The 12,690-nt window shown below is 67.3% G+C and carries 9 protein-coding genes; 7 read left to right on the forward strand and 2 right to left on the reverse strand.

Annotated elements, in window-relative coordinates:
* The first annotated feature begins 11 nt into the window (after positions 1-11).
* From QW881_RS21275 to QW881_RS21285, 3 genes are all read left to right on the forward strand, one after another.
* Positions 12-1,604, forward strand: coding sequence for an MBL fold metallo-hydrolase (locus tag QW881_RS21275; protein WP_316159001.1), 1,593 nt, complete (start codon positions 12-14; stop codon positions 1,602-1,604).
* A gap of 257 nt (positions 1,605-1,861) precedes the next feature.
* Positions 1,862-3,979, forward strand: a complete 2,118-nt coding sequence (locus tag QW881_RS21280; protein WP_316159003.1) for an OmpA family protein — start codon at positions 1,862-1,864, stop codon at positions 3,977-3,979.
* 12 nt (positions 3,980-3,991) lie between these two features.
* Entirely contained in the window at positions 3,992-5,725 is a 1,734-nt protein-coding gene (locus QW881_RS21285; protein ID WP_316159004.1) for a cell envelope biogenesis protein TolA, read from the forward strand.
* 188 nt (positions 5,726-5,913) lie between these two features.
* On the opposite strand, the gene QW881_RS21290 is transcribed toward QW881_RS21285, so the two are convergent.
* Positions 5,914-7,497, reverse strand: coding sequence for an MDR family MFS transporter (locus QW881_RS21290; protein WP_316159006.1), 1,584 nt, complete (start codon positions 7,495-7,497; stop codon positions 5,914-5,916).
* Positions 7,498-7,666: 169 nt separating this feature from the next.
* A complete protein-coding gene (locus QW881_RS21295) occupies positions 7,667-8,179 on the reverse strand; it encodes a YcgN family cysteine cluster protein (protein ID WP_315739849.1) in 513 nt (170 codons plus the stop codon).
* Positions 8,180-8,521: 342 nt separating this feature from the next.
* Between QW881_RS21295 and QW881_RS21300 the strand changes: the two genes are divergently transcribed.
* From QW881_RS21300 to QW881_RS21315, 4 genes are all read left to right on the forward strand, one after another.
* Positions 8,522-10,804 (forward strand): PBP1A family penicillin-binding protein, encoded by a 2,283-nt coding sequence (locus QW881_RS21300; RefSeq protein WP_315756480.1) that lies wholly within the window; start codon positions 8,522-8,524, stop codon positions 10,802-10,804.
* A gap of 15 nt (positions 10,805-10,819) precedes the next feature.
* Entirely contained in the window at positions 10,820-11,401 is a 582-nt protein-coding gene (locus tag QW881_RS21305; protein WP_315756481.1) for a DUF1214 domain-containing protein, read from the forward strand.
* A complete protein-coding gene (locus tag QW881_RS21310) occupies positions 11,398-11,982 on the forward strand; it encodes a DUF1254 domain-containing protein (protein WP_315739852.1) in 585 nt (194 codons plus the stop codon). The genes QW881_RS21305 and QW881_RS21310 overlap by 4 nt, the downstream gene beginning before the upstream one ends.
* Positions 11,983-12,101: 119 nt before the next feature.
* Positions 12,102-12,605, forward strand: coding sequence for a CYTH domain-containing protein (locus QW881_RS21315; RefSeq protein ID WP_315739853.1), 504 nt, complete (start codon positions 12,102-12,104; stop codon positions 12,603-12,605).
* Positions 12,606-12,690 lie beyond the last annotated feature (85 nt).

Below are 12,690 nucleotides of genomic sequence, written 5' to 3' on the forward strand. Positions count from 1 at the left end.
GAGACCGCCGCATGAGTGTGACCGTTCGATTCTGCGGTGCGGCGCACACCGTCACCGGGTCCTGCTATCTGGTCCGGACCGACAACGGACAGATGCTGATCGACTGCGGCCTGTTCCAGGGTCAGAAGACGCTGAAGGAGCTCAATTACGGCGACTTCCCATTCCGTCCCGCCGAGATCGACGCAGTGCTGCTGACGCATGCGCATATCGACCATAGCGGCCTGCTGCCGAAACTGGTGCGCATGGGCTTCGACGGCAAGATCTTCGCGACGCGCGGCACCATCGATCTCTGCTCCTGGATGCTGCCCGATGCCGGCAACATCCAGGAGCAGGAGGTGCTGGCGCTGAACCGCCGCAACACCGCGCGCGGCCGCGGCGAGGTCAGCCCGATCTACACCCAGGACGACGCCATCGCCGCGCTGCAATACTTCCAAGCCGTCCCCTACGAGACCTGGACCGAGATCATTCCCGGCGTCCGCGCCCGCTACTGGAATGCCGGGCATCTGCTGGGCTCGGCCTCGATCGAGATCGAATTCGCAGGACAAGGCGCCGACGGCGCGCCGCTGCGGCTGCTCGCCTCCGGCGATGTCGGGCCCGACGCCAAGCTGCTGCAGCCGGACCCGAAAGCGCCCGAGGGCTTCGACTACGTGATCTCGGAGGCGACCTATGGCGACCGCATCCGTGAGCCGACCACGCCGGAGCTGCGCCGCGGCCGTCTGGCCGGCGAGGTGCGCGACGCGGCGGCGGCCCAGGGCGCGCTATTGATCCCGGCCTTCGCGGTGGAACGGACGCAGGAGCTGATCGTCGATCTGGTCGGCCTGATGGAGCGTGGCGAGATTCCGGCCGCGCCGATGTTCCTGGATTCGCCGCTGGCGATCCACGCCACCGAGGTGTTTCGCGCGCACACCGAGAGCCTCGACGGCGGCAGCGATGTCGGCCGTCTGTTGTCGTCGTCGCATCTGCGCTTCACCGAGACCGTCGATGAAAGCAAGGCGATCGCCAAGCTGACCGGCTTCCACATCATCATCGCCGCCAGCGGCATGTGCGATGCCGGTCGCATCCGCCATCATCTCAAGCGCTGGCTGTGGAACAACCGCGCCACCGTGCTGCTGGTCGGCTACCAGGCCAACGGCACGCTTGGGCGCTTCCTGCAGGACGGCGTCAAGGCGGTGCGCATCCAGGGCGAGGAGATCAAGGTTGCGGCGCGCATCCGCATGATCGACGACTATTCCGGCCACGCCGACGGCGCCGAGATCGCGCGCTGGATCGCGGCCCGCCGCCCGATCGCGCGTGGCCTCTTCCTGTCCCACGGCGAGGACGCTGCGATCGCGGCGCTGGCGACCCGCGTCGCCGAGCGGATCGTGCCGGCGGCGAAAGTGTTCTCGCCCCTGCTCGACGACGTCTATGAGCTGACGAGCGCAGTGCCGACGCCGCTCGACGTCGCGCGCCGACGGCGGCTGGCGCCGGAGGCGGTCACCCGGCTGGACTGGCACAACGACATGTCGGGTCTGCTGCTCGACATCCACGAGCGGATCGAGCAGGCCGCCGACGATCGCGCCCGCGGCGTCATCATCCGCCGCCTGCGCCGGGCGCTGGAGGAGTGATACGCTCCGCATTGTCGGGACGGCTGCCCGGTTGCGGTCTTCGTCGTCGAACGGTCATACTTTGATCGCACCCTCAGGAGGGATGGACGCGGCCGAGGTTCGCAGACGACGACGCTCTCACAGCTTGTGCATAGTGAAGGACACAACGTGCCGACGGCTGGTCTCGGATGGCTGTTCTGATAGGCTCGGCACGTGGTTCATGACAACGGATCGATCCGGGTGAACCGGGCGCAGGTGGGGAAACGAGGGGCTCTCACATGCATCAACCATCGAAATGGTGGGCAGGACTGATCGCTGTTGCCGTGCTGTGGCTCGCGGCCATGAGCTTCAAGACGGCGGGGGTCGAGGACGATATCGCACCGCGGGCACGTGCCGCCGTTGCCGCCGCCGTCCCCCACACAGCCGCGGCTCTCAAGGTCTCGGTCGCGGGGCGTGACGTTCGCATCGAAGGGCCGGAGTTCAGTCCCGATCAGTCGACGAAACTGGAGGACGCCGCGTCGGTCAACGGCGTTCGGCTCGTCGACGGCACCTACGACAAGCTGCCGACACCGAAGCCGTATGCCTTCCGCGCCACGCGAAACGGCGGCCAGCTCGTGCTCGAAGGCGCGGTGCCGACGCCCGCCGTTCGGAATGCCGTGCTCAATGCCGTCCGTTCGTCCGGCGGTGAAGTGGTCGATCGCCTCGGCTATGCGCTGGGAGCTCCGGCCGACTTCGCGGCCATCGCGAGCCACGGATCGGTCCAGGCCGCCAAGCTCAACGGCGGCACGTTCGCGCTCGCGGACAAGGCCTATTCGATCGCAGGTGCCGCCGCATCGTCGGACGCCTATGAGGCCGCCATCGCCGCGACGCGGCAGTTGCCGGGCGGCGCCGTGCTCGACAAGGTGGCGATCCTGCCGCCGGAGGCAAAACCGTTCATCTGGAGCGCGGTTCGCGAGGGCAACACGCTGGTGATGTCCGGCGTCGTTCCGGATGACGACATCAGGCGCGCGCTCGAGGCCGCCGCGATCAAGGCCTGGCCCGGCGCGTCGGTGATGCATCACATGCAGATCGCGCGTGGCGCGCCTGCTGGCGATTTTGGTGCCTACACGTCCTATGCGCTGACGGAGCTCACCAGGCTGAGCACGGGCCGCGTCGTCATCTCCGACGCCACCTACACGATTTCGGGCGAGGCGCCCTCGACCGCCGCCTATGACGAAACGATGGCCGGTGTCGGCAAGCTGCCGACCGGGCTGACCTTGGCGAAGGCCGACATTCTGCCGCCGGAGATCAAGCCCTATCGCTGGTCGGCGGAGTTCGACGGCACCGGCTTGAGCCTCACAGGTCTCGCGCCGAGCGGAGCGGCCCGCGATGCGATGCTGGGCTCCGCCAGCGGACAGTTCGACGGCAAGCCGATCAAGAGCCAGATCGGCATCGCCCGCGGCGCCCCGGATGGCGACCTTGCCAAAGCGAGCGCGAGCCTGCTGCAGCAGCTCGCCCGGCTTTCGCAGGGGCGCGCCGAGATCAACGACACCCAGGTCTCGCTCAGGGGCGTCGGACTCGCCAACGTCACCGGCGCAGCCGTGCGCGAGCAACTGGCCGGCGCCCTGCCCGCGCCGTTCGCACTCGCGTCCATCGACGTCCGCGACGGCCCGGTCTCGCCTTACGCGTTCGGACTGCAGAAGCAGGACGGCCGTGTCATGCTGAGCGGCTACGTGCCTGATGATGCCGCCCGCCGCGATCTCGTCGACGCCGCCACGTCGACGTTCATCACCGAGACGGTCGAGGACGGCCTGAAGATCGGCGACGGCGCGCCAAAGGATTACGTGCAGTCGCTGAAGGCGACGTTCCCGGCGCTGGCGCGGCTATGGTCCGGCGCGCTGACGGCGAAGGACGCGGCGATCACGGTCGACGGGCTCGCCATCTACGACAAGTCGGCAGAGCAGGTCCGCAAGGAGCTCGCCGATGCGGTCGGCAGCGGCTTCAAGCTCGACGACGTCAAGATCGGCCTCAAGCCGGAAAGCCCGCCACTCGCGGTCGCGGAGTGCCAGCCGGCGTTCAACGGGCTGCTCGCCAAGGGCCGCGTCCGCTTCAGCACCGGCAGCGCCGAGCTCAGCCGCGAGTCGCTGGCGCTGCTCGATCACTTGGTCGAGGTTGCGCAGCGCTGCAAGGATGCCGAGATCGCGATCGAAGGCCACACCGACAATGTCGGCGACGAAGATAACAACATGGACCTCTCCAAGCGCCGGGCGGCGGCGGTGGTCGGCTATATCGGCGACGCCGGCATCGACACCTCGCGCATGACCTCGGAGGGCTACGGCCAGACCAAGCCGGTCGCCTCCAACGACACGGCCGAAGGCCGCGCGCAGAACCGCCGCATCGAATTCGTCGTCAAGTGAGGCGCTGACATCATGATGTACGACCTTACGACATTTCCGTTCTGGATCATCCTCGCCGTCGGCATCGGCGGCTTTGTCGGCTGGCGTACCTGGTCGGACGAGCCGCGGCCGGATTGGCTGAGAAGCTGGCTGCTGCCGGCGACGCTCGCCCTCGTCATCGGGATCGTGATGGCGCTGCTGAGCGTGCTGCCCGGACGTGCCGGCCTGTGGCTCGAGGTCGGCCTGCTGATGGTCGGCGCCTATCTGCTCGGCTGCCTGATCGGCGGACAGCTCAAGGACTATGTCGGGCTGGGTGACACCAGTGCGATGTCGCCGGGCGGTCCTGGACACAGCGTTGCGTTCGCCGGCGCAACGGCGGCGGCCAGTCCTTGGGCGGACAGCCCATCCCCGGCTGCGCAAGCCGCAGCCAGCGTCGAGGCCGATCGCCTCGCCACTGAAGCCGCCGCAAAAGCCGAAGCCGAAGGTGTTGCGGCCGAAACCGCGGCACGGGCGGAGGCCGAGCGTCTAGCCGCCGAAACGGCCGCAAAGGCCGAGGCTGAGCGGCTCGCCGCGGAAGCCGCGGCAAGGGCCGAGGCTGATCGTCTGGCGGCTGAAGCCGCAGCGAAGGCCGAAGTTGAACGTCTCACTGCCGAGGCGGCGGCGAACGCCGAGTCCGAGCGCCGTGCTGCGGAGGCCGCCGCGAAAGCCGAAGCCGACCGCCTTGCTGCGGAAGCAGCCGCGAAAGCAGAGGCCGATCGTGTTGCGGCAGAAGCGGCCGAAAAGGCCGAAGCTGAACGCTTGGCCGCCGAAGCAGCGGCGAAAGCCGAAGCGGACCGTCTTGCGGCGGAGGCCGTTGCGAAAGCCGAGGCGGAAGCTCAGCGTCTCGCGGCCGAAGCGACCGCCAAGGCCGAGGCCGATCGCCTGGCCGCCGAAGCGGCCGCAAGGGCGGAAGCCGATCGCCTAGCCGCAGACGCCGAGGCGGACCGGCTTGCAGCCGAGGTCGCCGCATCATCGGCGCCGGAGATCCCGGCCACAGCCGACGGCAGGCCGCCGGCCCTGCCTGCGCCCAACGGTGCCGCCGATGATCTCAAGCTGATCAAGGGCATCGGACCCAAGAACGAGCGCGTCCTCAACGACATCGGCATCCACCATTTCAGCCAGATCGCGGCCTGGTCGCCTGACCATGCGAGCTGGGTCGGCCATCACATGGCCTTCCCCGGCCGCATCGAGCGCGAGCATTGGATCGCGCAGGCCAAGCTGCTCGCCGCGGGCCTCGACACCGCGCATTCGACTGCGGTGAAGTCCGGCGCGATCACGATCGATGATCAGGCCGACGCGCCGCTGAGCGAGGACGAGGCCAGCTACCTCCTGGCCCACCTGCCGGCGCTGATGCCGCCCGTCGAGAACGAGGACGCCCATGGCGGCAGCCGGCCGCTCGGGCTGGCGGCGCCGCGCGGCGGGCAAGCCGACGATCTCAAGCTCATCAAGGGCATCGGCAAGCAGAACGAGGCCCGGCTGCACGGCCTCGGCATCTGGCATTTCGAGCAGATCGCAGCCTGGACCGCCGAGCACGCCAAATGGGTCGGCTCGTATCTGGCGTTCGCCGGACGGATCGAGCGCGAGCGATGGATCAGCCAAGCCAGGGAGCTGGCGAACGGCCGATCGACCGAATTTGCGAAACGCGTCGAGGCTGGTCTGGTGAAGTCATCGCTCGACGACGGCTCGCGCGGGCAGGACAACATCGAGATCCTTCAGCCGCGCGAGTAGCGGCCCCAACTGACGAACCGTAGGGTGGGCAAAGGCGATGCTGTGCTCTCTCCTCACGTCCCATCGTGGTGACGCCGTGCCCACCATCTCGCCGCGGGCTGTGCTTGACGACGGTGGGCACGGCGCGCGACAGGGTGCCTTGGAACAACGGCTGTGCCCGGCGCCTTTGCCCACCCTACCTGTCTTTCCTATTCCGCCATCTCCACCGGCTCGGTGCGCGACGGGCCGGCCAGCGGCCGCTCCTCCATCAGCATCATGCAGACCGAGGCGCAGGCCAGCATCGCGGTGGCCGCGGCATAGACGAAGCGGAAGGCATGGATCATGTCGGCTTCCGCGATGCCGCTGACCGCGCCATGGGCGCCCTCCGCCAGCGAAATGTCGGCGCCCAGCGCCATCAGCAGGATGGCGCTGAAGGCCGCGACCGTGAACGAGGACATCATCGAGCGGAAGAAGTTCATGGCGCCGGTGATGGTGCCGATCTGGGAGCGGTCCACCGCGTTCTGCAACGACACCACGGAGATCGGGAATGCGGTGCCGAGCCCGATGCCGTAGATCGACAGCAGCGCCATCAGCACCCAGAGCGAGGGCGTCGTCACCGTCATGACCGCGGCGGCGATGGTGCCGATGATCGTGCCCACGATGGCGACGCGCTTGTAGTGCTTGACGCGGGCCATGGTGCGGCCGGCAATCGCCGCACCGAAGGTCGAGATCGCCGCGATCGGAATCAGGCCGAGGCCGGCCTCGCTCGGCGTCAAATGATAGACCAACTCGTAATAGAGCGGCAGATGGACCGTGAGCCCGATCAGCGCGCCGAGTGCGCAACCGCTTGCCAGCATGCCGTAGGGCACCACCGTGCCGCCCATCAGCGACAGCGGCAGGAACGGCTCATCGGCCCGTTTGGCGTGCCAGACGAAGGCCAAGCCCAGCGCCACCGCGCTGCCGATCATCGCCAGCAGGGTCGGCGACAGCCAGGCCAGCTTGTGGCCACCCCAGGTCAGCACCAGCATGAACACGACGGCCGAGGCCATCAGCAGCAGGCCGCCGGCCCAGTCGACCTTGCGCAGCCGGTGATAGACCGGCAGCCGGCCCATCTTGGGCAGCAGCAATGCGAGAGCGGCGATCGCGAGCGGGACATTGATCCAGAAGATCATCGACCAGTGCAGATGGTCGGCGAAGAAGCCGCCGATCACCGGCCCGAGCAGGCCGGCGAGCAGCCAGACGCCGCTGAAATAGGCCTGGTACTGGCCGCGCTCGCGCGGGCTGACGACGTCGGAGATCACGGTCTGGACCACCGGCATGATGCCGCCACCACCCAACCCCTGCAGGCCGCGGGCGAGGATCAGCACCGGCATGTTCGGCGCCAGCGCGCAGACCACCGAGCCGACCACGAACAGGCTGAGCGCGGTGACGATCATGGAGCGGCGGCCATAGATGTCGCAGAGCGTTCCGAACACCGGCGCCACCGCGGTCGATGCCAGCAGGTAGGCGGTGATCACCCAGGAGAGATTGGTGACGTCCTGGAACTCGCGGCCGATGGTCGGCAGCGCGGTCGCCACGATGGTCTGGTCGAGCGCGGCCAGGAACATCGTCAGCAGCAGGCTCATCAGGATGGTCCGCACCTCGGCCTGGGTCAGCGGCACCGGCGGAGCGAGCGGCGGCGCATCCTCGATCGCCTGCACCTGCGGCGGAATGGCCGGCAGCTCGGCGGCGATCTCTTCGGGCAGGGATTGGGACGCGGCAGGACAATGGCTCTGCCGATCGAACTTGTTCATGGGATGAATGCTATGCCGGGCGCGACGAACGCCGCGCGGATTCGCTGACTGGCGAACTACTTAAGGCATAAATTTCCCCCGCGGCAGCCGGCCGGGCGCATGGGTGCATCCCGACAGCACGAGAACGGTCGCATCATCGTGATTTGCTGCGAACGCGAGGTGATCGAGCCTATTTCGGCCGTCGCTTCAGCTTAGCCCGCTTCGGCAGCAGCACCGGCCATTGCACGATGTGGTCCTCGAGCTGGTCGTCCGGAACGTCGTCCTCGGTCCCTTCGACCCGGCCGCGCACCGAGACGCCGGCTTCATGCACCGTCTGAGGATCGCCCGAGATCAAGGGATGCCACCAGTAGAGATCGCGCCCCTCGGCCACGAGTCGGTAGCCGCAGCTCGGCGGCAGCCACGTCAGGGTGCGGACGTTCTCAGGCGTCAGGCGAACGCAATCCGACACTTGTTCGGAACGATTCGGGTAGTCCTTGCAGGCACATAGCCCGGCATCCAAGAGCTTGCACGAGATGTGGGTGAAGTAGATGTCGCCGGTATCCTCGTCTTCCAGCTTCTCCAGGCAGCAGCGCCCGCAGCCATCGCACAGGCTTTCCCATTCTGCCTCGGACATCTCTTCCAAGATCTTGGTTTTCCAGAACATTCCCTCCTGGCCCGAGGGACGTTTGAGCGGTGCGGTCATTCGGGCGATTCTCAAGGAGGGCGTGGCGTGGCCGCCATCTAGGTGCCCGGCCCCGAGCCGCGCAAGGGGCTTTGCCGATTACGGCGGCAGGTTAGCTTTGTGCATCAAATTGTGAGCGGAACCATTGGTTTGTGACCTCCGCTCGGCTAGATAGATGGTTGAGTCACTCCGGCGCGGCGCCGGCAACGCGGCTTGGGGTCAGGTGCTCGGGTTCGGGCGGCTGACTGTGCAGTGCCATGGGTTTGCCGCAACAATCGCGCAAGACCCTTCGATGGCCCCCAGCCCCACTTGCTGAGTGCTTTCGAAGCCAGCTGACACGCTTTCGAAACGACCAGGGTTCCCGTGCGGCAGATCATTCCAGACGATTGGAAGAAGCGGATCAACAATTTCCGCCTGGATCTCGACGCCCGCTTCGATTCGGCGCTGTTCTCCTCCCTGCGCGGCACCCGCGAGCTGTATGAACGCTATTCGGCGTTCATGGACCGCTTCTATGTCGGCGGCTGGAAGCGCTGGGTGTTCGTCGAGCCGTTCTCGGAGGCCGCCACCATCGGGCTGGGCGGCCTGGTGCTGATGCTGGCGCTCGCGATCCCCGCCTTCCGGGAAACAGCCGACGAGGACTGGCTGAAGAAGTCCGACCTCGCCGTCACCTTTCTCGACCGCTACGGCAACCCGATCGGCAGCCGCGGCATCAAGCACAACGACTCGATCCCGCTGGAGGACTTTCCGGACAATCTGATCAAGGCGACGCTCGCCACCGAGGACCGCCGCTTCTACGATCATTTCGGCATCGACATCGCCGGCACGGCGCGCGCCCTCGTCACCAACGCCCAGGCCGGCGGCGTCCGCCAGGGCGGCTCCTCGATCAGCCAGCAGCTCGCCAAGAACCTGTTCCTGTCCAACGAGCGCACCATCGAGCGCAAGGTCAACGAGGCGTTCCTGGCGATCTGGCTGGAAACCCGGCTGACAAAGAACGAGATCCTCAAGCTCTATCTCGACCGCGCCTATATGGGCGGCGGCACCTTCGGCGTCGACGGCGCGGCACACTTCTATTTCAACAAGTCGGTGCGCGACATCAACCTCGCCGAAGCCGCGATGCTGGCCGGCCTGTTCAAGGCGCCGACCAAGTTCGCCCCCCACATCAACCTGCCCGCCGCCCGCGCCCGCGCTAACGTCGTGCTCGACAATCTGGTCGACGCCGGCTTCATGACCGAAGGCCAGGTGTTCGGCGCCCGCCGCAACCCGGCCTTCGCGGTCGACCGCCGCGATGAGAGCTCGCCGAACTACTTCCTCGACTACGCCTTCGACGAGATGCGCAAGCTGGTCGACACGTTCCCGAAGTCCTACACCGAGCGCGTCTTCGTGGTGCGGACCTCGATCGACATGACCGTGCAGCATGCGGCCGACGAGGCGATCGAGAACCAGTTGCGCCAGTTCGGCCGCGACTATCATGCGACCCAGGCGGCGACTGTCGTCTCCGACCTCGACGGCGGCATCCGCGCCATGGTTGGCGGCCGCGACTACGGCGCCAGCCAGTTCAACCGCGCCGTGGACGCCTACCGGCAGCCGGGGTCATCTTTCAAGCCCTATGTCTACACCACCGCGCTGCTGAACGGCTTCAAGCCGACGTCGATCGTCGTCGACGGTCCGGTCTGCATCGGCAATTGGTGCCCGCAGAATTATGGCCATTCCTATTCCGGCTCGGTCACGCTGACGCAGGCGATTACGCGCTCGATCAACGTCGTGCCTGTGAAGCTATCGATCGCGCTTGGCGGCAGGGAGGGACCAAAGGCCGGCCGCGCCAAGATCATCGAGGTCGCCCGGCGCTTCGGCCTCAAGGCGCCGCTGCCCGACACGCCGTCGATGCCGATCGGCTCCGACGAGGTCACGGTGCTGGAGCACGCGGTCGCCTATGCGACCTTCCCGAACAAGGGCAAGGCGGTGACGCCGCATTCCGTGCTCGAGGTCCGCACCGGCGGCGGCGACTTGGTCTGGCGCTGGGACCGCGACGGCCCGAAGCCGAAGCAGGCGATCCCGGCCTCGGTTGCTGCCGACATGGCGGGCATGATGAGCCACGTCGTCAGCGAAGGCACCGCACGCCGCGCCGCACTCGACGGCATTCCGACCGCCGGCAAGACCGGCACCACCAATGCCTATCGGGACGCCTGGTTCGTCGGCTACACCGGCAACTTCACCTGCGCGGTCTGGTACGGCAATGACGACTATTCGCCGACCAACCGTATGACCGGCGGCTCGCTGCCGGCACAGACGTGGCACGACATCATGGTCGCCGCGCATCAGGGCATCGAGGTCAAGGAGCTGCCCGGAGTCGGCATGGGCGAGAAGCTGCCGCCGCAGCCCGCGTCCGCCGCGATGGCGCAGGCCGGCCAGCCGAAAACGCTGGAGATCAAGCCCGGTCCACCGCCGGTCCTGACCCGTCGCGGCGCCGACGTCCTGGTCCAGGTCGAGAAGATGCTCGACGACGCCGCGCGCGTGGCCGAAAAGGCGGCGCCCGTCGATCCGCGCAAACCCGCCAAGCCGGTGTCGTCGAGCGCGCTGGCCTTTCCTGAAAACTACGTCGCAGCAACGGCCGACGGCGTAACCACCCCTGCCCTGCGCAAGAACTGACGTCAGCGAATTCCCGTGCGGCTGCTCATCATCACCCTGCTTACGCTCCTGATCGCCACCGGCGTCGGCATCGGCGCGACCTGGATGACCACGACCCGCGGCACCGAATTCGGCACCTTGACGATCGGCGCGTGGACGGCGCGTCCGAAGACGGGCACGGCCGACGTCGACCCCTATGCCCGCGCCACCATCACCCGCAACGGCGAGCTGCCGATCGGCACCGGCGACGGCGTCGCCTTCACCGCCATCGCCGACGACAAGAAGAAGCCGCTCGACGGTCGCTGCGACATCCTCGTCAGCGGCGTCACGCCCCCCGCCCGCTTCTGGACGCTCACGCTGTACGACCGCAAGGGCCACCTCGTCGCCAACACGCTGCAGCGCTACGGCTTCACCAGCCAGGAGCTGGTGCGCGGTGCCGATGGCTCCTTCGAGATTCGCGTCGCCGCGCGCTCGCGCTCCGGCAACTGGCTGCCGACCGGCGGCATCGAGCGCTACGCGCTGATGCTGCGGCTCTACGACACGCCAGTCGGTGTCGCGACCCGCACGCAGCGCGACGCGCCGATGCCGTCGATCACGACAGTGGGCTGCCCATCATGATCCGGCTGCTGTTCACGGTCGTCGTCGGCGTGCTGCTCGGCGGCGTGGTCCATCTCGTCAGCGTGCTGGCGTTGCCGCGGATCTCGACCCAGGACGCCTATTCCCGGCTGACGCCGATGACCAAGCTGAACGCCGTGACGCCCTTGCCGCTCGCCGATCCCGGCAATTCGCCGATGCCGTTCATGGACCCGGCTTTCGCCATGGCGATCTGCCGCTACGATCTGTCCGACGGACCGCTGAAGCTCACGGTTCCGGTGAGCCAGGCCTATACGTCGGTGTCGTTCTACACGCGCAACGAGATCGCCTACTACGCCATCAACGATCGCTCCGCCGGCAAGCGCGTGATCGAGCTCAACCTGATGACCGAGGCGCAGCATGAAGACCTGCCCGAGGACGAGGAGATCACGGCCGCCGACCGGCTGATCATCGATTCGCCGACGACGACCGGGTTGATCGTGCTGAAGGCCCTTGCCGCCGAGCCGGGTCTCATGCCGCAGGCGCAGGCCTCCCTTGCAGCGGCAAGCTGCGGCGTACAGACCGAGGCACCAGCCAAGGCCGAGAAGCCGCGCGGCAAACGATAAGTCAATACGACGTCCTGGATGAATTCGACAACAGTCTCTTCATCCTTGGTGGCATAGTCGTTGTCGCGCGCCGCTGCTATGACGTATCAGGACGGCGGCGCTTCGCTCAACATCAGGTCATGGCTCTCGAAATCGAACGGAAGTTTCTCGTCAAGTCCGATGCTTGGCGGGATCAGGCGACGCACAGTGAACGCCTGCGCGACGGGCTCGTCGCACGTCAGGACGGCCTCAAGGTTCGCGTTCGCTGCTATGGCAACCGGACGACGCTGTGCGTGAAGAGCGGCCGCCGCGGCCTGACCCGAGATGAATTCGAGTACGATATTCCAGCGGACCACGCCGCGGTGCTGTTCGCGCATTGCAATGGGCGCATCCTCGAAAAGACGCGTCACTACGTGCCCGCGGAAAGCGGCGTCTGGGAGGTCGACGTCTACCACGACGCGCTCGAGGGCGTCGTGATCGCCGAGATCGAGCTGCCGACCGAAACGACCGTCGTGCCCCTTCCGGACTGGGTCGGCGACGAGGTCACCGGCGACCCGCGCTACAGCAAGGCCAACATGCTGACGGAGCGCTCGCGCGCCGCGAAGGTCCGGGAGCTGCGGCGCGCGCGCCTTGCAGGGCTGTGATGCACGCACGGGCCGTTGCGGCTTGACCCCTGTCAAATCACCCGTCGAGGGCCCACCTTAAACAGCGCGGACTTGGCGGTCTGAA

Source organism: Bradyrhizobium sp. SZCCHNS3016, assembly GCF_032484535.1.
In the GTDB taxonomy this organism is placed as follows: domain Bacteria; phylum Pseudomonadota; class Alphaproteobacteria; order Rhizobiales; family Xanthobacteraceae; genus Bradyrhizobium.